The organism is Stenotrophomonas sp. TD3 (assembly GCF_001939825.1).
GTDB lineage: Bacteria > Pseudomonadota > Gammaproteobacteria > Xanthomonadales > Xanthomonadaceae > Stenotrophomonas.
Genome location: NZ_MOYM01000001.1, coordinates 1,401,977 through 1,425,211, shown reverse-complemented (window position 1 = coordinate 1,425,211; position 23,235 = coordinate 1,401,977). Strand labels below are relative to the sequence as shown.

Annotated in this window: 17 protein-coding genes and 12 tRNA genes; 25 read left to right on the top strand and 4 right to left on the bottom strand. The window is 64.2% G+C overall.

Annotated features, from left to right (window positions below; all coding sequences use genetic code 11):
* Positions 1–91: 91 nt before the first annotated feature.
* Positions 92–850 (bottom strand): Bax inhibitor-1/YccA family protein, encoded by a 759-nt coding sequence (locus BKE09_RS06750; protein WP_049446684.1) that lies wholly within the window; start codon positions 848–850, stop codon positions 92–94.
* Positions 851–1,030: 180 nt separating this feature from the next.
* Here BKE09_RS06750 and BKE09_RS06745 point away from each other — a divergent pair.
* From BKE09_RS06745 to BKE09_RS06660, 18 genes are all read left to right on the top strand, one after another.
* Positions 1,031–1,107, top strand: a tRNA-Pro gene (locus BKE09_RS06745).
* A 39-nt stretch (positions 1,108–1,146) separates the two neighbouring features.
* A tRNA-Arg gene (locus BKE09_RS06740) sits at positions 1,147–1,223 on the top strand.
* Between the two features lie 173 nt (positions 1,224–1,396).
* Positions 1,397–1,473 (top strand) — tRNA-His (locus tag BKE09_RS06735).
* A gap of 79 nt (positions 1,474–1,552) precedes the next feature.
* Positions 1,553–1,628 (top strand) — tRNA-Lys (locus tag BKE09_RS06730).
* A gap of 195 nt (positions 1,629–1,823) precedes the next feature.
* Positions 1,824–1,899, top strand: a tRNA-Lys gene (locus tag BKE09_RS06725).
* 415 nt (positions 1,900–2,314) lie between these two features.
* On the top strand, positions 2,315–2,683 hold the full coding sequence (locus tag BKE09_RS06720) for a hypothetical protein (protein ID WP_075675246.1): 369 nt from the start codon (positions 2,315–2,317) through the stop codon (positions 2,681–2,683).
* Positions 2,684–2,822: 139 nt separating this feature from the next.
* Positions 2,823–2,907, top strand: a tRNA-Leu gene (locus BKE09_RS06715).
* 189 nt (positions 2,908–3,096) lie between these two features.
* Complete coding sequence (gene tig / locus BKE09_RS06710; protein WP_014036145.1) at positions 3,097–4,392, top strand: trigger factor; 1,296 nt, start codon at positions 3,097–3,099, stop codon at positions 4,390–4,392.
* Positions 4,393–4,468: 76 nt separating this feature from the next.
* Complete coding sequence (gene clpP / locus BKE09_RS06705; RefSeq protein ID WP_004146318.1) at positions 4,469–5,095, top strand: ATP-dependent Clp endopeptidase proteolytic subunit ClpP; 627 nt, start codon at positions 4,469–4,471, stop codon at positions 5,093–5,095.
* Positions 5,096–5,221: 126 nt separating this feature from the next.
* Positions 5,222–6,511: an ATP-dependent Clp protease ATP-binding subunit ClpX gene (gene clpX, locus BKE09_RS06700; protein ID WP_004154600.1), complete on the top strand. Its 1,290-nt coding sequence runs from the start codon at positions 5,222–5,224 to the stop codon at positions 6,509–6,511.
* Positions 6,512–6,653: 142 nt separating this feature from the next.
* Positions 6,654–9,104 (top strand): endopeptidase La, encoded by a 2,451-nt coding sequence (lon, locus tag BKE09_RS06695; RefSeq protein ID WP_014036146.1) that lies wholly within the window; start codon positions 6,654–6,656, stop codon positions 9,102–9,104.
* Between the two features lie 219 nt (positions 9,105–9,323).
* Positions 9,324–9,596, top strand: coding sequence for an HU family DNA-binding protein (locus tag BKE09_RS06690; RefSeq protein WP_075675245.1), 273 nt, complete (start codon positions 9,324–9,326; stop codon positions 9,594–9,596).
* An 11-nt stretch (positions 9,597–9,607) separates the two neighbouring features.
* A tRNA-Val gene (locus tag BKE09_RS06685) sits at positions 9,608–9,682 on the top strand.
* Positions 9,683–9,708: 26 nt separating this feature from the next.
* Positions 9,709–9,785, top strand: a tRNA-Asp gene (locus tag BKE09_RS06680).
* A gap of 83 nt (positions 9,786–9,868) precedes the next feature.
* Positions 9,869–9,945, top strand: a tRNA-Asp gene (locus BKE09_RS06675).
* A gap of 87 nt (positions 9,946–10,032) precedes the next feature.
* Positions 10,033–10,109, top strand: a tRNA-Asp gene (locus BKE09_RS06670).
* Between the two features lie 106 nt (positions 10,110–10,215).
* Positions 10,216–10,292: transfer RNA gene (locus tag BKE09_RS06665), tRNA-Asp, on the top strand.
* A gap of 182 nt (positions 10,293–10,474) precedes the next feature.
* Positions 10,475–12,430: a peptidyl-prolyl cis-trans isomerase gene (locus BKE09_RS06660; protein ID WP_075675244.1), complete on the top strand. Its 1,956-nt coding sequence runs from the start codon at positions 10,475–10,477 to the stop codon at positions 12,428–12,430.
* Between the two features lie 226 nt (positions 12,431–12,656).
* Here the strand turns inward: BKE09_RS06660 and BKE09_RS06655 are convergent, their stop codons facing one another.
* On the bottom strand, positions 12,657–13,859 hold the full coding sequence (locus BKE09_RS06655) for a lytic transglycosylase domain-containing protein (RefSeq protein ID WP_075675243.1): 1,203 nt from the start codon (positions 13,857–13,859) through the stop codon (positions 12,657–12,659).
* Positions 13,856–14,620, bottom strand: coding sequence for a hydroxyacylglutathione hydrolase (gene gloB, locus BKE09_RS06650; protein WP_075675242.1), 765 nt, complete (start codon positions 14,618–14,620; stop codon positions 13,856–13,858). The genes BKE09_RS06655 and gloB overlap by 4 nt, the downstream gene beginning before the upstream one ends.
* An 11-nt stretch (positions 14,621–14,631) precedes the next feature.
* On the opposite strand from gloB, the gene BKE09_RS06645 reads away from it, so the two are divergent.
* From BKE09_RS06645 to dnaQ, 3 genes are read left to right on the top strand one after another with little or no spacing between them, the layout of a single operon-like run.
* Positions 14,632–15,276, top strand: coding sequence for a methyltransferase domain-containing protein (locus BKE09_RS06645; RefSeq protein ID WP_075675241.1), 645 nt, complete (start codon positions 14,632–14,634; stop codon positions 15,274–15,276).
* 12 nt (positions 15,277–15,288) lie between these two features.
* Positions 15,289–15,741 carry a ribonuclease HI gene (gene rnhA / locus BKE09_RS06640; protein WP_046982837.1) on the top strand — a complete coding sequence of 151 codons (453 nt, stop codon included), beginning with the start codon at positions 15,289–15,291 and terminating at the stop codon, positions 15,739–15,741.
* Positions 15,742–15,745: 4 nt separating this feature from the next.
* Complete coding sequence (gene dnaQ / locus BKE09_RS06635) at positions 15,746–16,477, top strand: DNA polymerase III subunit epsilon (protein WP_075675240.1); 732 nt, start codon at positions 15,746–15,748, stop codon at positions 16,475–16,477.
* Positions 16,478–16,590: 113 nt separating this feature from the next.
* Here dnaQ and BKE09_RS06630 read toward each other — a convergent pair whose 3' ends face one another.
* On the bottom strand, positions 16,591–17,295 hold the full coding sequence (locus tag BKE09_RS06630; protein ID WP_075675239.1) for a PP2C family serine/threonine-protein phosphatase: 705 nt from the start codon (positions 17,293–17,295) through the stop codon (positions 16,591–16,593).
* A gap of 165 nt (positions 17,296–17,460) precedes the next feature.
* Here BKE09_RS06630 and BKE09_RS06625 point away from each other — a divergent pair.
* The 4 genes from BKE09_RS06625 to BKE09_RS06610 all read left to right on the top strand — a co-directional run bounded on the left by BKE09_RS06625 (position 17,461) and on the right by BKE09_RS06610 (position 23,235).
* Positions 17,461–17,551: transfer RNA gene (locus BKE09_RS06625), tRNA-Ser, on the top strand.
* A 527-nt stretch (positions 17,552–18,078) separates the two neighbouring features.
* The gene (locus tag BKE09_RS06620) at positions 18,079–18,993 is read left to right on the top strand and encodes a WYL domain-containing protein (protein ID WP_075675238.1); all 915 of its coding nucleotides are present in this window, start codon (positions 18,079–18,081) and stop codon (positions 18,991–18,993) included.
* Between the two features lie 4 nt (positions 18,994–18,997).
* Positions 18,998–19,459 (top strand): BREX-3 system P-loop-containing protein BrxF, encoded by a 462-nt coding sequence (gene brxF / locus BKE09_RS06615; RefSeq protein WP_083663066.1) that lies wholly within the window; start codon positions 18,998–19,000, stop codon positions 19,457–19,459.
* 35 nt (positions 19,460–19,494) lie between these two features.
* Complete coding sequence (locus tag BKE09_RS06610; RefSeq protein ID WP_075676612.1) at positions 19,495–23,235, top strand: DUF6079 family protein; 3,741 nt, start codon at positions 19,495–19,497, stop codon at positions 23,233–23,235.

Below are 23,235 nucleotides of genomic sequence, written 5' to 3'. Positions count from 1 at the left end.
TCTACCGCCTGAAACAGTCGAGCAGGCGCGGCCCACAAAAAAAACCGCGACCCTTGCGGATCGCGGCTTGTCGTTTTCGGCGTGGCTGGACTCAGCGCTGCTGGATCTTCGACAGCAGGCGCAGGAATTCCACGTACAGCCAGACCAGGGTCACCATCAGGCCGAATGCGCCATACCACTCCATGTACTTCGGCGCGCGCTGGGCCACGCCGGTTTCGATGAAGTCGAAGTCCAGCACCAGGTTCAGCGCCGCCACGACCACCACGAACAGGCTGAAGGCGATGCCCAGCCAGCTGGAGTCGTGGATCACCGGCACATTGATGTTGAAGAAGCCCAGCACGAACGAGGCCAGGTAGAGCAGGGCAATGCCGCCGGTGGCAGCGACCACGCCCATCTTGAAGTTCTCGGTGGCCTTGATCACGCCGCTGCGGTATGCGAACAGCAGTGCGGCCAGGGTGCCGAAGGTCAGCAGCACGGCCTGGAACACGATGCCCGGGTACTTCATGTTGAACAGGGCCGACACGGCGCCCAGGAACAGGCCTTCGACCAGCGCGTACATCGGCGCGGTGACCGGCGACCATTCCTTCTTGAAGATGGTGATCAGCGCCAGCACCAGGCCGCCGATCGCGCCACCAATGGCGTACAGGCTCGCGCTGCCGGAAATCTGGCCGTACTCGTCGACCGACTGGCTCCAGGCGAACGCCGCGGTCAGCACGGTCAACAGCAGCAGGATGCCGGTCTTGTTGGCGGTGCCGTTGAGGGTCATCACCTGGTCGGGGCTGGTCACCACCGAACCGCTGGCGAGGTCGAGGAAGGTCGACTCGGAAAGAGCCGGGTTGCCGCTGCGCATGCGTGTTCTCCGTGCGAATGAAGGTCGGGACGGCCATCCGGCCGATGACCGCGAGCATAGCCGATGACCACGCACGGCGCTGTGGCAGACTTCAGGCTGGAGCCGCCCGCGTTGACAGTTCGCGATGTGCTTGGCGACAATGAACGACTCCCCGGGCCTGGCCCGAGGGGATTGCAAGACCGGGGTATAGCGCAGTCTGGTAGCGCGCCTGCTTTGGGAGCAGGATGTCGGGGGTTCGAATCCCTCTACCCCGACCAATCCCACGTCACGTCGGATTGGACACCGTTCCGGTTCGGGCGCCCGTAGCTCAACTGGATAGAGCACCGGCCTTCTAAGCCGGCGGTTACAGGTTCGATTCCTGTCGGGCGCGCCATCGGCGGGACAGCGGGATCGCATCGGCGGATGTGAAGAAGTGCTTGCAAAAGCGTAAAGACTCCACCAGAATATCGGACTCGCTTCGGCGGACCGGAACTTCGGTGACAGTCTCCAGGCAAAGGTTTGAGGTTCCATCGCCAGCGGCATCGGCGGGGAACGAAAGTTTCAGTGGTGGCTGTAGCTCAGTTGGTTAGAGTACCGGATTGTGATTCCGGTGGTCGGGGGTTCGAATCCCCTCAGCCACCCCACTGATTCAACCGCATCGGCGCAGCCGAAACGGTATTGCAATAAACAGAAAGCACGCTACAATGTGCGTCTGAGTTTCACGGGCCGTTAGCTCAGTTGGTAGAGCAGTTGACTCTTAATCAATAGGTCCAAGGTTCGAATCCTTGACGGCCCACCAAGATGGAAGCCACCTGGTACGCCAGGTGGCTTTTTTCTTATAAGTGTGACCCTTTCGTTTCGATGGGTCACACGTTGCAGGGCCCCGCCTGGCGTGGATCTGCAACGTATCGGGATCGCAGTGCTGGTTTCAACGATGTTGAAGAAAGTGCTTGCACCCACCGAGCGGATCGGGTCATAATTCGCGCCCGATTTCGGGCTGTTAGCTCAGTTGGTAGAGCAGTTGACTCTTAATCAATAGGTCCAAGGTTCGAATCCTTGACAGCCCACCAGACGAAAGCCACTTGGTTCGCCAAGTGGCTTTTTTCTTGCCTGCGCGCCGGGCTGCGCGTGCGGATGTCAGTGCGCTGGCTGGTGTGGAGCCCCCTTGAGTCAAGGGGGCGCGGCGAAGCCGCGGGGATGTGGGGGCTGATGAAGTGGGGCCCGCGCTTTGCCGCGCAGAGCGTGGGGCTGCGGCGCGAATGCGCGGCAGCTTCCCACTTGGTTCGCCAAGTGACTTTTTTCTTGTCTGCGCGCCGGGTTGCGCGTCATCCACGCATGGCGTGGATCTACTGAAGCGGTGCTGAAATCAGGGGCATACGCGTCATCAGTGTTTTCAATGCTGTGCGCTGCTTCTCACCGCACGCGTCCTGCATCGCACCCAATGGACCTTCCGCGCCGATGGCGCATGCACGAAGGAAGATGTTGATGGCTGAGATCACTCGATTGCACCGCACGCTGTGGGTTCCCTTCGCGTTGATGGCACTGGCGGCCTGCACGCCGGGCGATGATCCCGCGCAGACCGTCGAGCGCGATGCGGGCGTGGAGAGCATTCCGGCGCGCCCGGTCGGTGACGCCATGCAGATGAAGCCGGCCCAGCCCGCGGAGGGGGAGGTTCTGCCCGACGCGGTGGACATGCAGCGCAATGCGGACGGTTCGGTGGATGTGCGCAAGGCTGCGCCGGAGTCGGTGGCCCTGCGTCGTACCGACGATGGGGGCGTGGAGGTCCGGAAGGTGGATGCGGCCGTCGACTCAGGCGCAGGCGTGGCACCGGCCCGCGCCGTCCCGCAGCAGTGAGCCGCAACCGCCCCGGCGGGCCGCGCGCCCGCCGGGGTGGCTGCGACGCAGCGATGGCGCGGAGCGTCGTGGATTCAGCTTTGTGCAGGCCTTCCGATTCCAGTCGCCGCCTGCGACAATGAACACCTGTGCCGGCCACGCGAAAGTGGCGGAATTGGTAGACGCCCTGGATTTAGGTTCCAGTGCCGCAAGGCGTGGGGGTTCGAGTCCCCCCTTTCGCACCAGTGCCGGCCTGTCCCCGCCCTGATCGGGCCATCGGCGCCCCCTTGACCGGCACGCGCTGGCAGTGCAGACCGAATTGGGCGAAACTAAAGGGCTGCGGCAAGCAGGCGCGTCCCAGACGTCGTGTCCTTACAACCGTTTCATCCCAATCATCGAGCCGGGGGCCTGGGCCACCGGTGGCAGGAGTCAACATGCAAGCTTCGATCGAATCCACCGGCAACCTGGAACGCCGCCTGAGCTTCTCGCTGCCGGAAGAGCGTCTGCAGAGCCACATCGTCGGCCGCCTGGGCGAAATCGCCCGCACCACCCGCATCAAGGGTTTCCGTCCGGGCAAGGTGCCGGCCAAGGTGATCGAGCAGCGCTTCGGCGCGCAGGTCCGTGGCGAGGCGCTGGACGGACTGCTGCGCGAGACCTTCGATGCCGCCGTGCGCGAGCACGACCTGCGCATCGTCGGCAGCCCGCGCATCGACAAGGGCGACGAGGGTGAGTTCTCCTTCGTGGCCACCGTGGAAGTGGTGCCGGACTTCGGCGACATCGACGTCAGCAAGCTGACCGTCGTGCGCCACAGCGCCGAGATCACCGACGCCGACATCGACCAGATGATCGAGAACCTGCAGAACCAGCGTCGTACCTGGGCCCCGGTCAGCCGTGGCGCGCAGGACGGTGACCTGGTCGCGGTGGAAACCTGGTCGCAGGCCGGCGAAGAGCGCCTGCCGGCCGAAGGCACCGAGAAGGGGTCGATCGTGCTCGGCCAGGGCATGATGTTCGACACCATCGAAAAGGGCCTGGTCGGCCTGGCCAAGGGCGAAGAAAAGACCCTGGACGTCGAGTTCCCGGCTGACTGGCGCGTGCCGGTGCTGGCCGGCAAGACCGTGCAGGTCACCGTCAAGGTCGCCGAAGTGTCCGAGCCGGTCGTGCCGGCGGTCGACGAAGCCTTCATCAAGAGCTTCGGCGTGAAGGGCGGCGACGTCGAGCAGTTCCGCAGCGACATCCGCGCCAACCTGGAGCGCGAGCTGAAGGGCGCGCTGATGAACCGCCTGCGCCGTGAAGTGGGCGAGCAGCTGATCGCCGCCTACGCCTCGGTGGAAATGCCGCCGCGCCTGGTCGAGAACGAAGCCCGCGCCATGCTGGCCCAGCAGGTCGAGCAGATCCGCCGCAATGGCCAGAACGTCGGCGAAATCCCGGCAGATGCCCATGAAGGCTTCAAGGACGCCGCCGCCAAGCGCGTGCTGGTCGGCCTGCTGGTCGGTGAAGTGGCCCGCATCAACGACCTGCGCCTGGAAGCCAAGCGCCTGAACGAAACGATGCGTCTGATCGCTTCGACCTACGAAGAGCCGGAACAGGTCATTGAGATGTACCGCAACGACCCCCAGCTGATGTCTGGCCTGCAGAACCGCGTGATGGAAGAGCAGGTGATCGACTGGATCGCCGAGCGTGCCCAGCACACCGAAGAGAAGCTGTCGTTCCAGGACGCGATCCGCCAGTAATCCCGGGCGGATCACCGGATGCCCCGCGCCTTTGCCGGCGCGGGGTTGTTGCCCCCCAAGATAGGTACCTCACGTAATGGACAACCGAACCAAAGCCCTGAACCTGGTTCCGATGGTGGTCGAGCAGACCAGCCGCGGCGAGCGTGCCTACGACATCTATTCGCGCCTGTTGAAGGAGCGCCTGATCTTCCTCGTGGGCCCGATCGACGATCACATGGCCAACGTGGTGGTGGCGCAGTTGCTGTTCCTGGAATCGGAAAACCCGGAAAAGGACATCAACATCTACATCAACTCGCCGGGTGGCGTGGTCACCGCCGGCATGGCGATCTACGACACCATGCAGTACATCAAGCCGAATGTGAGCACCACCTGCATCGGCCAGGCCGCCTCGATGGGCGCCCTGCTGCTGGCCGCGGGCGAAGCCGGCAAGCGCTATGCGCTGCCGAATTCGCGCGTGATGATCCATCAGCCGCTGGGCGGCTACCAGGGCCAGGCCACCGACATCGACATCCACGCGCGCGAGATCCTGACCCTGCGTTCGCGCCTGAACGAGGTGCTGGCCAAGCACACCGGCCAGTCGCTGGAGACGATCGCCCGCGACACCGAGCGCGACAACTTCAAGAGCGCCTTCGAGGCGCAGGCCTACGGTCTGGTCGACCAGGTTCTGGAGCGTCGTCCGGATGAGTCGATCCAGGCCGGTTGACCGGCCTTCACGGGGCCATGGAGGCCCCGTTCCTGCAGGGTCGGGCGGGACTGGCGTCCCCTCGGCCCTGTGCTATTCTCGAATCGAACCCCCGTTCAGCGGGTGGGGTAACTGGGTAAGCGAAGCATGAGCGAAGACCGCCAAGGTCGTTCCACGGACACCGGCAAGATCCTCTACTGCTCTTTCTGCGGCAAGAGCCAGCATGAAGTGCGCAAGCTGATTGCGGGTCCGAGCGTATTCATCTGCGATGAGTGCGTGGAGCTGTGCAACGACATCATCCGTGAGGAGCTCGAGGAAAAGGCGCAGTCGGCGCGCAGTTCGCTGCCCAAGCCGCGCGAGATCCTCGAGGTCCTCGACCAGTACGTGATCGGCCAGAACCGTGCCAAGCGCACCCTGGCCGTGGCCGTGTACAACCACTACAAGCGCATCGAGAGCCGGCAGAAGAACGACGACGTCGAACTGGCGAAGTCGAACATCCTGCTGGTCGGCCCGACCGGTTCGGGCAAGACGCTGCTGGCCGAAACCCTGGCCCGCCTGCTCAACGTGCCGTTCACCATGGCCGACGCCACCACGCTGACCGAAGCCGGTTACGTGGGCGAGGACGTGGAGAACATCATCCAGAAGCTGCTGCAGAAGTGCGACTACGACGTCGAGAAGGCACAGCAGGGCATCGTCTACATCGATGAAATCGACAAGATCTCGCGCAAGAGCGAGAACCCGTCGATCACCCGCGATGTGTCCGGCGAAGGCGTGCAGCAGGCCCTGCTGAAGCTGATCGAAGGCACCGTGGCCAGCGTTCCGCCGCAGGGCGGCCGCAAGCACCCGCAGCAGGAATTCCTGCAGGTGGACACCAAGAACATCCTGTTCATCTGCGGCGGCGCGTTCGCCGGGCTGGACAAGGTGATCCAGGCCCGTTCCACCGACGTCGGCAGCATCGGCTTCGGCGCCAAGGTGAAGAGCAGCGAGCGCAAGCAGGAAGTGGGCAAGGTGCTGGCCGAAGTCGAGCCGGAAGACCTGATCAAGTTCGGCCTGATTCCCGAGTTCGTCGGCCGCCTGCCGGTGGTGGCGACCCTGGAGGAGCTGGACGAGCCAGCCCTGATCAAGATCCTGACCGAGCCGAAGAACGCCATCACCAAGCAGTTCAAGAAGCTGTTCGAGATGGAGAACGTGGAACTGGAGTTCCGTCCGGACGCGTTGTCGGCCATCGCCAGGAAGGCGCTCAAGCGCAAGACCGGCGCCCGTGGCCTGCGCACCATCGTCGAATCGGTCCTGCTGGACACCATGTACGACCTGCCGTCGCAGGAAAACGTCAGCAAGGTGGTGGTGGACGAGTCGGTGATCGAGCACAAGTCCGAGCCGTACCTGATCTACCAGACCCCGGCGGCCCCTGAACAGAAGGCCGCAGGCGCCGAGTGATCCTTCCAGGTTGTTGATTGGAAAGGATTTTCAAGGAATGCCTTGCATCTGAAAGCCGATGGCCCCATAACGGGGCCATCGGCTTTTTTTGTCTCCGGAAGATGCCCTCCCGGAGGCGGTTTTCCCCTTCCCTGGAGCCCCCATGGCCCGTTCCCCAAGTGAAACCCTCGACCTGCCGGTCCTGCCGCTGCGCGACGTAGTGGTGTTCCCGCACATGGTCATCCCGCTGTTCGTCGGCCGTGACAAGTCCATGCACGCGCTCGAACAGGCAATGGAAGCGGACAAGCGCATCCTGCTGCTGGCGCAGAAGTCGGCCGAGACCGACGACCCGCATGCGGCCGACCTCTACCAGGTCGGTACGCTGGCGCAGGTGCTGCAGCTGCTGAAGCTGCCCGACGGCACCATCAAGGTGCTGGTCGAAGGCCTGTCGCGCGTGCAGGTCACCCACGTCGACGAGCGCAACGGCTCGCTGCACGGCCAGGCCGTGGAGATCGATGCCAGCGACGAGCGCGAAGCGCGCGAGGTCGAGGCGATCGCCCGCTCGCTGATGTCGCTGTTCGAGCAGTACGTGAAGACCAACCGCAAGCTGCCGCCGGAACTGTTGCAGACGCTGTCGGGCATCGATGAGCCGGCGCGCCTGGCCGACACCATCGCCGCGCACATCAGCGTGCGCCTGGCCGACAAGCAGCGCCTGCTGGAAACGCTGGCCGTCGGTGACCGCCTGGAGATGCTGGTCGGCCTGGTCGACGGCGAGATCGACGTGCAGCAGATGGAGAAGCGCATCCGCGGCCGCGTGAAGTCGCAGATGGAGAAGAGCCAGCGCGAGTACTACCTCAACGAGCAGATGAAGGCCATCCAGAAGGAACTGGGTGACCTGGACGACGCGCCGGGCGAGCTGGAAGAACTGGCCCGCAAGATCGCCGAAGCCGGCATGCCGAAGGCCGTTGAAGCCAAGGCGCGCAACGAACTGAACAAGCTCAAGCAGATGTCGCCGATGTCGGCCGAAGCGGCCGTCGTGCGCAACTACCTGGAGTGGTTGCTGGGCGTGCCGTGGAAGAAGCGCAGCAAGGTGCGCAAGGACCTGAAGGCCGCGCAGGACACCCTCGATGCCGACCACTACGGCCTGGAGAAGGTCAAGGAACGCATCCTTGAATACCTGGCGGTGCAGTCGCGCGTGAAGCAGATGAAGGGCCCGATCCTGTGCCTGGTCGGGCCGCCGGGCGTGGGCAAGACTTCGCTCGGCCAGTCCATCGCCAAGGCCACCAACCGCAAGTTCGTGCGCATGTCGCTGGGCGGCGTACGCGACGAGGCCGAGATCCGTGGCCACCGTCGTACCTACGTCGGTTCGATGCCGGGCCGCATCGTGCAGAACCTCAACAAGGTCGGCAGCAAGAACCCGCTGTTCGTGCTCGATGAGATCGACAAGATGTCGATGGACTTCCGTGGCGATCCGTCTTCGGCGCTGCTGGAAGTGCTCGATCCGGAGCAGAACAACGCGTTCAACGACCACTACCTGGAAGTGGACCTGGACCTGTCCGAAGTGATGTTCGTGGCGACCTCGAACTCGCTCAACATTCCGGGCCCGCTGCTGGACCGCATGGAAGTGATCCGCATCCCCGGCTACACCGAGGACGAGAAGCTCAACATCGCCACCCGCTACCTGGTGCCGAAGCAGATCAAGGCCAACGGCCTGCAGCCGGAAGAGCTGGAGATCGGCAGTGATGCGATCCAGGACATCGTGCGCTACTACACGCGCGAATCGGGCGTGCGCAACCTGGAACGCGAGATCGCCAAGATCTGCCGCAAGGTGGTGAAGGAGATCGCGCTGGCCGGGCCGCAGCCGGTGAAGGCGAAGAAGGGCGCGAAGAAGTCCAAGGCGCTGGTGAGCGTGTCCAGCAAGAACCTGGACAAGTACCTGGGCGTGCGTCGCTTCGACTTCGGCCGTGCCGAGGAAGAGAACGAGATCGGCCTGGTCACCGGCCTGGCCTGGACCGAAGTCGGTGGCGATCTGCTGCAGATCGAATCGACGCTGGTGCCGGGCAAGGGCCAGCTGATCCTTACCGGCCAGCTCGGCAACGTGATGAAGGAATCGGCGTCGGCGGCGCTGTCGGTGGTGCGTTCGCGCGCGGTCGGCTTCGGCATCGACAGCGACTTCCTGCAGAAGCACGACGTGCACCTGCACGTGCCCGATGGCGCCACGCCGAAGGACGGCCCGAGTGCCGGTGCGGCGATGGTCACGTCGCTGGTGTCGATGCTGACCAAGGTGCCGGTGCGCGCCGATGTGGCGATGACCGGCGAGATCACCCTGCGTGGTCGCGTCACCGCCATCGGTGGCCTGAAGGAGAAACTGCTGGCCGCACTGCGTGGCGGCATCCGCACGGTCATCATCCCGGAAGAGAACCGCAAGGACCTGGCCGACATCCCGGCCAACGTCACCCGCGATCTGGAGATCGTGCCGGTGAAGTACATCGAAGAAGTCCTGGACCTGGCGCTGGAGCGTCCGTTGGCACCGAAGAAGGCGCGCAAGAGTGCGCAACGTGTCACGGTGCGCAGCAAGGCCAAACCGAGTGGAAACGCGCGCGTCAAGCATTGACGCGCGCTGTCCAATGGCCCGAAACCCGCGTCGTTGCTGGCTTTCCAGCTTGCGTGGGGGTAGGGCCGCTGGTATAAAAGCAGCACTCGCGAATGAGTGATCGCAGTCTGGCGATCGCTGAATTCGGCGAACCGTTTCCACATGGCGGCCGCATGCAGAGCGCGTGCGGTTGCTTCCCTGTCGAATAAGCGGAACCCACCGCCAAAGGAGTTGTAGAGAATGAACAAGACCGAATTGATCGATGCCGTTGCTGAAGCTGCAGACCTGACCAAGGCCGAGTCCAGCCGCGCTGTCGATGCCGTCGTTGCTGCCGTCACCAAGGCGCTGAAGGACGGCGATGCGGTCACCCTGGTTGGCTTCGGTACCTTCCAGGTCCGCGACCGTGCTGCCCGCACCGGCCGCAACCCGAAGACCGGCGACACCATCAAGATCGCTGCTTCGAAGAATCCGTCGTTCAAGGCTGGTAAGACCCTGAAGGATGCTGTAAACTAAGCGGCTCGCTGGGGTGCTTAGCTCAGCGGTAGAGCGTCTCCTTTACACGGAGAGGGTCGGGGGTTCGAAACCCTCAGCACCCACCACAGCACCGCGGTAAAAGTTTGAGTGTGGAGCGGTAGTTCAGCTGGTTAGAATGCTGGCCTGTCACGCCGGAGGTCGCGGGTTCGAGTCCCGTCCGCTCCGCCATTCAACGAGGCCTCCGGCCAAAAGCTGGAGGCTTTGTTTTCTCCCCGGTCCAGGCCGGCTGAAAGCAAAAAAAGCAGCAACGCGGAGCGGTAGTTCAGCTGGTTAGAATGCTGGCCTGTCACGCCGGAGGTCGCGGGTTCGAGTCCCGTCCGCTCCGCCATTACATCGAGGCCCCCGGCCTAAAGCTGGGGGCCTTGTCTTCTCACCGACAGGTTCGGGAGGAAGACGAAAAGGTTTTTGCAAGAACGGAGCGGTAGTTCAGCTGGTTAGAATGCTGGCCTGTCACGCCGGAGGTCGCGGGTTCGAGTCCCGTCCGCTCCGCCATTGCAGAATTCTTAAGTCCCTGTGAAAAAACTTTGAAAAAAGTGTTCATCGGGCTGGGTTTCCAGGGAATCTTCGGATATACTGGGCGCCTGCAAAGTTTCAGCGCGGAGCGGTAGTTCAGCTGGTTAGAATGCTGGCCTGTCACGCCGGAGGTCGCGGGTTCGAGTCCCGTCCGCTCCGCCAACTTCAAAAGCCCTCGGCGCAAGCCGGGGGCTTTTTCTTTGTGGCGCGCCGAACGTTGCCGATGCCGTGCGTGGCATATCGCCGGCGGAGGTGGCGCAGGCCGCGCCGGTGCTGCTTTTGGTCCCTGCGGCGAAGCGGGTTACACTGCCGGGCTCGCCAATCAGGCCTTGTGATTCCTCACCATGCTGCAGAAACTCCGCGACAAGACCTCAGGCTGGATCGTCACCGTGATCCTGGGGCTGCTGATGATTCCGTTCCTGTTCGTGATCGACAACAGCTACCTCGGTGGCGTTGGCGCACAGAACGTGGCCAAGGTTTCCGCGCCGCCGACCTGGTGGCGTTCGGCGCCGTCGTGGTGGCCGGTGCGCATGCTGTGGCAGCACCACGAGATCAGCTCGCAGGATTTCCGCACGCGTTTCGAGCAGGAGCGCATGCGTGAGCGCCAGCAGCAGGGCGACGACTTCGACCCGCGCGCGTTCGAGAGCACCGAGAACAAGATGGCCGTGCTTGACCAGCTGATCGACGAGCAGGTCGTGCGCCTGGTCGGAGAACAGGCGGGCGTGGTGATCGGCGACGGCGCGGTGCGCGAGTACATCGCGACCATGCCGGCGTTCCTCGATTCGAACGGCAAGTTCAACGAGAACAACTATCGCCTGGCGCTGGCCGGCAGCAACCCGCCGCGTACGCCGACCCAGTTCCAGGAACTGGTGCGTGAGAGCCTGCAGCAGTCGGTGATCCCGTCGGGCCTGCAGAGCTCCGGCTTCGTCACCCAGGCCGAGACCGAGCGCCTGTTGAAGCTGCTGGGCGAAACCCGCGACGTCGAGCTGGCCGCGTTGCCGCCGGTACCGGCCGATACCGCGCCGGTCACCGATGAGCAGATCAAGAAGTGGTACGACAGCCACGGCAAGGATTTCCGCCAGGCCGAGAGCGTGTCGCTGGAGTACGTCGAGATCAACGGCGCGAACCTGCCGGCACCGACCGCGGCCGATGAAGCGACCCTGCGCAAGCGCTATGAAGACGAGAAGGCGAAGTTCACCTCGCCGGAGCAGCGCCAGGCCTCGCACATCCTGATCACCGGTGACGGCGCCGAAGCCAAGGCGAACAAGATCGCTGCCGAAGCCAAGGCCGCCGGTGCCGATTTCGGCGCGCTGGCCAAGGCCAATTCGGAAGATCCGGGCTCCAAGGACCAGGGCGGGGACCTGGGCTGGGTCGAACGCGGTGCGATGGTGAAGCCGTTCGAGGACGCACTGTTTGCGGCCAAGGCCGGTGACGTGATCGGCCCGGTGAAGACCGAGTTCGGCTACCACATCATCAAGGTGGTCGCTGTGCGCGGTGGCCAGGGCAAGTCGTTCGAGGAAGTGCGTGACACGCTGGCCGCCGAGCAGCTGAAGGCCGACGGTGAGCGCGGCTTCAACGAGCTGGCCGGCCGTCTGGTCGATGCCATCAACAAGAGCCCGAGCGACCTGGCCGCTGCGGCCAAGGAAGTGAACCTGCCGCTGCAGACGCTGGGCCCGATCACCCGCGCGACCGCCAGTGGCATTGCCGCTGACCCGGCTGTGCTGCGTGCTGCGTTCTCCGACGTGCTGGTGCAGGACGGTACCGCCAGCGACCCGATCGCCCTGGGTGGCGCGACCAATCACAGCGTGGTCATCCGCGTGGCTGCGCACACCCCGGAACAGGCCCTGCCGCTGGACAAGGCCCGTGAGCAGGTGATCGCCGCGATCCGTGCTGACCGCCAGCGCCAGGCCAGCGACAAGGCCGCCGATGCCATCCTGGCCCAGCTGAAGGCAGGTGCCACCCTGCAGTCGCTGGCTGCCAGCGAGAAGCTGCAGCTGAGCCCGATGCCGGGCCTGCCGCGCAGCCAGCCGGTGCCGACCCCGGAAATCAACCGCGCGATCTTCAGTGCGCCGGTGCCGGCCGAAGGCAAGCCGAGCTATGGCAAGGTTGACGTCAATGGCCACGCGCTGCTGTTCGCGGTGAACAAGATCAATCCGGGCGACATCAAGGAAGTGACTGCAGAGCAGCAGAAGCAGCTGAAGGAACAGCTGAGCCAGATCGACGGCATGGCCGCGGCCAAGGCCTACATCGAGGCGATGCGCAAGAAGTTCGTGGTCCAGACCACCGAAGCGAACCTGTAAGCCTCGCCGGCAGCAGGTAGGAAAAGGCCCGGCAATGCCGGGCCTTTTTTGTGCCTTCGCCTCGTTTGTGGCGCGCTTGAGCTTTGGTAGTGGTCGAGCTTGCTCGACCGCCTTTTGTAGAGTCGAGCCATGCTCGACTGCGTCTGCTGGGCGCAGGCATGAAAAAGCCGAGCATGGGCTCGGCTCTACAGGAAACAGGGCAGGGCGCGGTGGTGCCGCGCCTGACTCAGTCTTCCACGCGCAGCACGGCGCCCGGCTTCAGCACGCTGCTGCCGCTCAGACCGTTCAGCGACAGCAGGGCCTTGACCGGCATGCCGTAGCGGCGGGCGATGGTCCAGGCCGACTCGCCATCACGTACGGTGTGGCGGCGGCTGCGTGGACGATCGGCAATCGCGGCGACGGTTTTGGCGACCTGCGGCGTTGGCGTGGCGGCGGCAGCCGGTGCGGCGCTGGCCACCAGCGCAGTGGCCGCTTCCGCGACAGTCGCATTGGCGGCCGAGACCGGTGCCAGCACGCGGGTGGTGCCCGACGAGGCGCGACCACCCCCAGCCAGGGCGGGGTTCAGGCGGGCGATCCTGGCCGGGTCCAGGGCGCGCTGTGCGGCCCACTGCTGGACGCTGGTGCCAGCTGGCAGGGTGTGGTCCTTCAGCACCGGCACGGTGCGGTCCAGCGAGGCCATCACGCCGGGCTGGTCTTCCACGTCTTCCAGCACGCAGGCCAGGGCATGCAGCTTCTCGACGTAGGCGTAGGTGACCGGCGACAGGCCGGGCAGCGCCGCCGGCTTGGCGTTCTGCGCGTTCATGCCGGCCTTGCGCAGCGACTGCAGCACGCGGTACTCGCCGGCGTTGTAGGCCATGGTGGCCAGGCGCCAGTCGCCGCCGAACATGCCGTGCAGGGTCTTCAGGTAGCGCACTGCGGCCTGGGTCGAATCGACCGCCGACAGGCGGCCGTCGTAGCCGTTGGCCATGGGCACGCGGTGGTTGCGCGCGGTGGTGGCGATGAACTGCCACAGGCCGGTCGGGCCGCTGCCGTTGCGGGCATTGGGCCGATAGCCGCTTTCCACGAACGGAATCAGTGCGAATTCGGTAGGCAGGTTGGCCTTGCGCAGCTCTTCGACCACGTAGCCGAACAGCACCAGCGCATCGTCATCCTGGTTGGCCAGGCGCGACGGAGCGTGGGCGAACTGCTTCTGCCAGCGCGGGCTGGTGGCCTCGGCGTCGCAGGTGGGCTCGGCCAGGCCGTCGCGGAAGCTGGAGAAGATCTCCTGGCCATTGCGCACCGAGGCAGCCGGCAACGCGGCCGGATCCAGTGGCAGGGCCGCGGCGGCGGTCAGGTTCTGGCTGATGCCGGCGCCCAGCGACTGGGCACCGGCGGTTCCGGCCAGCCCCAGGACCAGGCCCAGGGCCAGCGGCAGACTTCGGCGCATCATGCGCGGAAGCCGTCTTTCCAGTGCCGGAGGCCGGCCATGACGTCGACGTCGTCAACGACGTCGCGGCCCAGGTGCGCCGACACTGCTGCGCGGATCGGCGCAGTGTGCACACGCAGGAACGGATTGCACTCGAATTCGTTGGCCAGGGTTACCGGCAGGGTGGAACGGTCATCGCGGCGCATGGCCAAAGCCTCCTCTTGGCGCTGCCACAAGGCAGCGTTGGCGGGGTCGACATGCCGCGCGAAGACGGCATTTGACACGGTGTACTCATGGGCGCAACAAAGCAGCAGTTGCGCGGGCAAGGTACCCAGCTTGCGCATCGATGCCAGAAGCTGGGACGGCGTACCTTCGAACAGGCGTCCACAGCCCAGGCTGAACAACGAATCTCCGCTGAAAAGATGTTCAGCAGTGTGAAACGCGATGTGGCTGCGGGTATGCCCGGGCACGGATAGTACGTGGAACGTCCGGCCCAGTGCCTGAACGCGTTCACCTTCGCCGACCCGCTCGGTTGCCGTGGGGATGCGCTCTTCGACCGGCGCGATGACCCGGACTCCGGGAAAACGTGCCTGCAGCGCGGGCACGCCACCGATGTGGTCATCGTGGTGATGGGTGAGCAGGATCGTGTCCACGCGCAGGCCCTGATCGGCCAGCGCAAGCACCGGCGCGGCATCGCCGGGATCGACGACCACGGCGGCGCCAGCGTCGTCGATCAACGTCCAGATGTAGTTGTCCGCAAATGCGGGCAGGGCAGTCAGTCGCATAGAATTGGACCATGCCCGCGCTGCAGAGCACCCGTCAAGCGAGCCAGACCCCGTGGTTCGACACTGAACCGGCGGACTCCTTGCGCGTGCTGGAGCGGCAGTTGCTGCTGCCGCAGCTGTCTGTCCTGCCAACGCAGCCCTGGTTGTGGATCGCGCCAAGTGCGGCCTGGCTGGACGATGCGCAGCTCGGCGGGCGCGGCCTGCGCCTGTTCCGCCAGGGACAGGGCTATGCCGGTGACACCCGCTGTGCGTTGCCGCTGCCGCTGGCCAACGAGAGCGTCAATGCGGTCGTGCTGCAGCATGTCACCACGGGCGATGCCGACCAGCTGCTGGACGAATGCGAGCGCGTGCTGATGCCGGGTGGCCACCTGTGGCTGAGCAGCCTCAACCCGTTCAGCCCTTACCGCACGCATTGGCGCCAGCACGGACTGGTGGTGCGCACGCCACAGCGGATCCGCCTGCTGCTCGGCCGCCACGGGCTGGAGTGCGACGATATGCGTTACCTCGGCCCGCTCTGGCGCGGCGCCGGCAGCCGCCGCCCGGACGGTTGGGCACCGTTGCGCGCGGCCTGCCTGTTCCATGCTGAAAAGCGCACGCTGGCCCTGCCCGGGCCGAAACCGTTGCCGGTGCGTTGGCACGGCACCGTTGCTACCTGATCTGGAGTTGTATTGAAAACCATCGAAATCCACACCGACGGTTCCTGCCTTGGCAATCCCGGCCCCGGCGGCTGGGCTGCGCTGCTGCGCTACAAGGGCCACGAACGTGAACTGAGCGGTGGCGAAGCGCACACCACCAACAACCGGATGGAGCTGATGGCGGCCATCTCCGGCCTGGAGTCGCTGACCGAGCCGTGCAACATCGTGCTCTACACCGATTCGCAGTATGTGCGGCAGGGCCTGACCCAGTGGCTGCCTGGCTGGATCCGCAAGAACTGGAAGACTGCCGGCGGCGACCCGGTGAAGAACCGCGAGCTGTGGGAGCGCCTGCAGGCGGCCACGCTGCGGCACCAGATCGACTGGCGCTGGGTGAAGGGCCACTCCGGTGACCCGGACAACGAACGAGTGGATACCCTGGCGCGCAACGCGGCCATCCAGATCCGCGACTCCAGCCCGGTAAACTGAGCCCATGCGTCAGATCATCCTCGATACCGAAACCACCGGCCTGGAATGGAAGAAGGGCAACCGCATCGTTGAAATCGGCTGCGTGGAGCTGTTCAAGCGCCGCCCGACCGGCAACAACTACCACCAGTACATCAAGCCGGACTGCGAGTTCGAACAGGGCGCGCAGGAGGTCACCGGCCTGACCCTGGAGTTCCTGGCTGACAAGCCGGACTTTGCGCAGATTGCCGATGAGTTCCTGGCCTTCATCGATGGCGCCGAGCTGATCATCCACAACGCGGCGTTCGACCTGGGCTTCCTCGACAACGAGCTGTCGCTGCTGGGCCCGCAGTACGGGAAGATCACCGATCGCTGCACGGTGATCGATACCCTGGTGATGGCGCGCGAGCGCTTCCCGGGCCAGCGCAATTCGCTGGATGCGCTGTGCAAGCGACTGGGCGTGGACAACTCGCACCGTGCGCTGCATGGCGGCCTGCTCGATGCGCAGATCCTGGGCGACGTCTATATCGCGCTGACCTCGGGCCAGGAAGAAATCGGCTTCGGCCTGGGCGATGACGATGGCGGTGGCGCCGGTGCGGCGCTGCAGGCCTTCGATACCAGCAAGCTGCTGCCGCGCCCGCGCGTGGTGGCGACGCCGTCGGAGCTGGAAGCACATGCCGCACGGCTGGAGCGGCTGCGCAAGAAGGCCGGCCACGCACTGTGGGATGGCCCGAAGGTGGAAGAAGCCGCCAGCGCGTAATGTATCGGGGGAGTGCCGGCCGCTGGCCGGCCTCTGCGCGATACACGTTTTCCCGGTGAGCCGGCCAGCGGCCGGCAGTGCCGCATCCACGCATGGCGTGGATCTACTGGACGTCAGTGGCAGCGCACCAGGATCACGCTGATGTTGTCGCGGCCACCGCCGTCGAGCGCGGCGGCGACCAGCGTGTCCACGCATTCCTGCGCGCTTGCGTCCTCGAAGGCGAGGGTGCGGGCGATACCGCGGTCGTCCACTTCCTCGGTCAGGCCGTCACTGCACAGCAGCAGCTGCATGCCGGGGCGCAGCTCACCGCTGGTGGTGGCCACGTTCAGATGTGCCGGATCGGTTACGCCCAGCGCCTGGGTGACCACGTTGCGATGCGGATGCGCGCGTGCCTGTTCGGCAGTCAGGTTGCCCTGCGCGACCAGTTCCTGCACCACGCTGTGGTCCTGGCTGAGCTGGGCCAGCTGGCCGTCACGCCACAGATAGGCACGGCTGTCGCCGACCCATGCCACTTCATAGCGATTGCCCTGCACGCGTGCGGCGACCACGGTGGTGCCCATCGGCAGGGTGTCGTTGCGCCGCAGCGAGGCGCGGATGATCTCTTCGTCGGCGGTGCGGATGGCGTGGGCCAGCGGCGCGCCACGGCGGATCTCGCGCACAATGGTTTCGCGCGCCAGCGCGCTGGCCACCTCGCCGCAGGCGTGGCCGCCCATGCCATCGGCCACCAGCCACAGGGCCAGCTCGCTGTCACCGTAGTAGGTGTCTTCGTTGAGCTCGCGGCGCAGGCCGGGGTGGGTGAGGTGTCCGAATTCGATCATGGTGTGCGGGGGCGGGGTATTGCTGGGGAGACAGGCATCATCGGGGGGCTGCAGGCATCCGGCAAGGCATGCACTCAGGAAATTTTCACTTCGTTGACCGGAATGACTTGTCGTCGGCCTCACTTCCTCGTATGATGCGCGTCCCCGGTCCGCCGGGGACCACCCGGAGAGGTGGCAGAGTGGTTGAATGTACCTGACTCGAAATCAGGCAGGCGTTTATAGCGCCTCGGGGGTTCGAATCCCCCCCTCTCCGCCAGATACTTGAACTAAGCCCTTGAATTTCAAGGGCTTTTTTCATTTGTGGCCTGGCTGGTATGCCATCTGGTATGCCATCGGGGGCTGGCTGCTGCTGGATCCATCTGGACGGGGGCGCGTCTGCCTTGCTGGTCAGAGCGTTTGGATGCCATAGGAGCCAAGCGGGCAGGACGCGGTCCCTCGAAGCACTTATATCGATGTGGCACACAGATGCGTTGGATCTGTGCTGCAAAGCGTGCTGTACGATCGCTTCAACTTTTCTACAAGCTCAAGACTCCCTGTTGCGATGAGGGCCATCGGCAGCAGCTGGTTATGGTGGTGATCTTGGTGCCGTAGCGTCCTGATGGCCGCTCTGCAGAGATCTGCAGGTGGATGGGCTGCCTCGAACGGAGATGGTTATTAAAATGCAGCCCTTGTGTGATCATGATGGTAGTGTTCGGGGGTTGCCGGTAGACCGCAGGCTTTCCCCTAGAGTTCGTACAAGGAATTACTGACCCGGATGAGTGATCTTTCCCCGGTATCGCACGGATGACGAACGAACAGCTTGCAGATCTAACCCAGCCACAACGCGACCGGCTCGCGTTTGTGGAGTTGCGCGTGCGCTTCATCGGGGAGATACGCCGTCAGGACTTGGTCACGCGGTTTGGCATCCAGTCCGCCGCCGCATCCAGGGATCTGGCGCTGTACAAGAAGTTGGCCCCGGGCAACATCGACTACGACCCCAAGGGCAAGTCCTACGTCTTGGGGCCGGACTTCCGGCCCGTATTCGACTTTCCCCCAGAGCGGGTGCTGTCGTGGCTGACCCAGGGCTTTGGCGATGGTGAGCCGATGCGGCTCAAGGCGTGGGTGATGAGCGAGAGCCCGTCACGGCTCACGCATCCGGATCTGGATGTGCTGGCGAGCGTGACCCGTGCGATTCACCAGGAGTGTCCGCTCGGCATCGAGTACCACTCCATCTCCAGTGGCCGCACTGAACGGGAGATCGTCCCGTTCGCGCTGATCGACAACGGCCTCCGTTGGCACGTCCGTGCATTCGACCGAAAGTCGCAGGAGTTCCGGGATTTCGTCATCACTCGGATCAAGCGCCCGGTGGTGCTCAAGGGTCAGCCCGTGGCGCCCCACGAGGCCAGTGATCAAGACATTCAGTGGACCCGGATCGTCGAACTGGAGCTGGTGCCACACCCAGACCAGCCCCGGCCGGAGATCACCGAGATGGACTACAGCATGCAGGGTGGCGTGCTGCGGATGAAGCTGCGGGCAGCCACCGCCGGTTACATCCTTCGCCAATGGAGTGTGGACTGCACACCCGACCACAGCTTGCGTGGGCACGAGTACCGGTTATGGCTGAAGGACCACCTGGCCATCTACGGCGTGCGCAACGCCGTGCTGGCGCCGGGCTACCGCTCCCCTGATCAACAACGGCTCGAAGCCGAGACGGACTGAGGGGATGAGCATGCTCACAAAACTCGAACGACTCATTGGCGAAATCGGCGACCTCAACAGCAAGTTGATCCTGCTGGTCGGACCCAGCCGCAGTGGGAAGACCCAACTGCTGCGCCAGCTCGGCGCCAAGCTCAACATCGAGCCGCTCAACGTTGGCCTGGAGCTGGGGCGCCGTTTGGCCGCCACGCCGAACAACAAGCGCGGCTTCTCGGCAGGCGAACTGCTGCGGAAGATTGCGGACAAGGAACGAACGGAAGACCCGCTGTTGCTCGACAACCTCGAGTTGTTGTTCGAGCCCAGCCTGCAGATCAATCCGCTTGACCTCGTCAGGCGGCTGGCTCATTCCAAGCGCGTCGTGGCCGTCTGGCCTGGCGAGCTGCGCGGTGATCGCTTGGTGTACGCCGACATGAGCCACCCAGAACATCGTGACTACAGCCGTGATGGCGTGGTCGTACTCGAAATTTGAAGCTACGGGGAAGAGAGAACCATATGGCCAAGAACATGAAATACGGAGATCTGATCCAGTTCGAGCAGATCGAGTCAGTCATTCAGCTGCTCGATGCCGGGCGCCCTGACGAAGCCAAGAAGCTCGTCGCCACCTATGTCATCTCCGATGACATGGCCGAGCGGATCTCCAAGCTCATGGTTCCCCAGCTCAGCTTTGACGACTCGGTCGATCACAAGGGCGTGCTGATCGTCGGCAACTACGGCACCGGTAAATCGCACTTGATGTCGGTGCTGTCGTTGGTGGCTGAAGACGCCGCTTACGCGCCGATGATCCGCCACCCGAAAGTCGCCGAAGCGGTTGCCCCGATCGCTGGCCGCTTCAAGGTGCTGCGCATCGAGGTGGGTGGGCTGCAGATGCCGCTGCGCCAGATCATCACCCTGAAGCTTGAGCGCTTCCTCGAAAAGATCGGCGTCGACTACACCTTCCCGACCGCCGACAAGGAGCTCAACAACAAGGACTCCTTCGAGGAGATGATGGCCGCGTTCGCGGAGAAATTCCCGGACCAGGGCGTGCTGCTGGTGGTCGACGAGTTCCTGGAGTACCTGCAATCCCGTCGCGACCACGAGTTGGTGCAGGACCTGGCCATCCTGCGGCAGATCGGCGAAGTCACCAAGCACTTGAAGTTCCGCTTCGTAGCCGGCGTGCAGGAAGCCATCTTCGACAGCGTGCGCTTCCAGCACGTTGCCGACAGCATGCGCCGCGTCAACGAACGCTTCACCCAAATCCTCATCGATCGCCAGGACGTGAGCTTCGTCGTTTCTGCACGCCTGCTCAAGAAGACCGCTGACCAGCAAAATAAGATTCGCGAATACCTTACGCCGTTCGCCAAGTTCTACGGCTCCATGAACGAGCGCATGGACGAGTACGTTCGGCTGTTCCCGGTGCACCCGGACTACCTGAAGACCTTCGAGCAGATCCACTTCACCGAGAAGCGCGGCGCGCTCAAGACCATCGAGGCTGCCATGCTGGCCATCCTCGACCAGGAAGTGCCCGCCGACAAGCCGCTGTTCATCAGCTACGAGAGTTTCTGGAACACCATCAAGGCCAACTCGGTCTTGCGCGCCGACCCTAACATCAAAGAAGTCATGCGCGTCTCCGAAGTGCTGGAGTCCCGCGTACAGCAGGCCTTCACGCGCCCGGCCTACAAGGCAATGGCACTGCGCGTCATCAACGCGTTGGCCGTGCACCGTTTGACCACGGGCGGCGATATCCATGTACCCATTGGCCCCACGGCTGCCGAGCTGCGAGACGCCCTGTGCCTGTTCCAGCCGGGTGTGGAGGACATGCCGGGCGACCCGGCCGAGAACCTGCTGTCGATGGTGCAGACAGTGATGCGGGAAGTGCTGAAGACCGTCAACGGCCAGTTCATCTCCAAGGCGCCGGACACCGAGCAGTACTACCTCGACCTCAAGAAGGACATTGACTACGACGCGCAGATTGAAAAGCGCGCCGAAGCCCTGTCCGACGACGCGCTGGACCGCGCCTACTACAGCGCCATCAAGGCGCTGATGGAATGCAGCGACGACCTGCGTTACCCCGGCTTCCAGATCTGGCAGTACCAGATCGAATGGCAGGAGCGCCGTGTCGAGCGCATGGGCTACCTGTTCTTTGGCGCCCCGAATGACCGGCCCACGGCACAGCCTGAGCGCGACTTCTACATCTACTTCATCCAGCCTTTCGACAGGCCGAAGTTCAGCGATGCCAACCTGGCGGACGAGGTGTTCTTCCGTCTGAAGTCACCCGACGAAGACTACAAGCGCTACCTGTCGCAATACGCGGCGGCACTGGATCTGGCATCCACCGCCAGCGGTGGCGCGAAGGCCGTCTACCTATCCAAAGCCCAGGACTCGCTGCGGTCCATGAGCAAGTGGCTGCAAGAAAAGCAGATGACCGCTTTCGAAGTCACACACCAAGGCAAGACCAAGACGCTGCAGGACTGGGCCAAGGGCGTATCGTTGCGCGAGCGGGCCCGTCTCGGCCCGGAAGAGCGCATCAACTTCCGCGACGTAGTGAACGTCATTTCGGGCCTGGTACTGGGCCAGCGTTTCGGCGATCTCGCGCCGGAATACCCCAGCTTCTCGGTGCTGGTCACCGAGGCCAACCGCAAGCAACTGATCGGCAACGCACTGCGCGCTCTGGCCGGCGGTACGCGCACCAAGGATGCTGCGGCCATGCTTGATGCGCTGGAACTGCTTGATGGCGACCGTGTCGATCCGGCCAACTCCCGCTACGCGCAGGAAGTGCTGAACCGGCTCAAAGCCAAGGGCCACGGCCAGGTGCTCAACCGCAACGAACTGCTGTCAGGCTCGTCCGACATTGAGTATTTCGCACCGATCAAGTACCGGCTGGAACCCGACCTGCTGGTCACCGTGTTGGGTGGACTGGTCTATTCCGGTGACATCGTGCTGTCGATCACCGGCGACAAGATCGACTCCGGCAAGCTGAGCCAACTGGCAGAACGCTCGCTGGAGGAACTCAAGCAGTTCAAACACATCGAGGCGCCCAAGGAGATCAACCTCGCCGTTTTGCGCGCCTTGTTCGAGTTGTTCGACCTGCCGTCCGGCCTGGCCCAGAAGGCCAGCCAGGGCGACATTGAACCGGTCATCAAACTGCAGGAGAAAGTCAGCGTGCTGGTGCCGCGCGTGCTCAAGGCCGGCTCCGACCTGCAGCAAGGCAAGCTCGGTTTCTGGGGCCAGAACCTGCTGCGTGAGGAAGAAGCCAAGGACTGGTACGCCCGGCTCGATTCGCTGAAGAAATTCACCGAGTCGCTGACACCCTACAACACCGTCGGCAAACTCAAGAACCTGCGCGTCACCGAGGAAGACCTGGACGGCCAGAAAAAGAACCTGGAAATCCTGGCTGCCGTCGAGCGTCTGCTCGAACTGGTGGCGGAGCTGGGCAGCACGGCGTCCTACCTCTCGCAGGCCGAGATGGTGTTGCCCGCCGAGCACCCGTGGCTGAAACAGGCTGAAGCCGCCCGCAAGGCCATCTTCGAGAAGATCAGCCAGGACCGCAGCGCCGAGCACGCCGTCCTGATCCTGGGTAATGGCCGGCAGACACTGGCCCAGCTCAAGAAGGACTACATCACCGCCTACATCGCCAGCCACAGCAAGGCGCGCCTCGGCGTGGCCGAGGACAAGACCCGCAATGCCCTGCGCAAGGACGACCGCCTGCTGGCACTGCGCGTGCTGGCCGGCGTATCGCTGATGCCCACCAGCCAGCTCACCGCCTTCGAGGAATCCCTCAACGGCCTGAAGAGCTGCTCATCGCTGGATGAGCCGACGCTGGTCACGGCCGCGGTCTGCCCGCACTGCCAGTTCCGCCCGGCTGCTGAGCAACTGGAACTGCTGCCCGCCGCCAACCGCCTGCACAAGCTGGACGATGACCTGGATGAGTTGCTGGCCAACTGGCAGCAGACCCTGCTGGAAAACCTGGAAGACCCGTTCACCCAGGACAGCCTGGGCCTGTTGCCCGCAGCAAGCAAGAAGTTGATCGACGCCTTCCTGACCTCACGCAAGCTGCCGGAGCCCTTGACTCAAGAGTTCGCCAACGCCGTGCAAGAGGCCCTGTCGGGGCTGGAGAAGATCGCTGTCAAGGGCGACGAGATCAAGCAGGCACTGCTGCAAGGCGGCTCGCCGGCCATGCCGGATGAGCTGCGCAAGCGCTTCGATGCCTTTATGAACGAACGCTGCAAAGGCAAGGATGCCACCAAGCTGCGCTTCGTGATCGAGTGA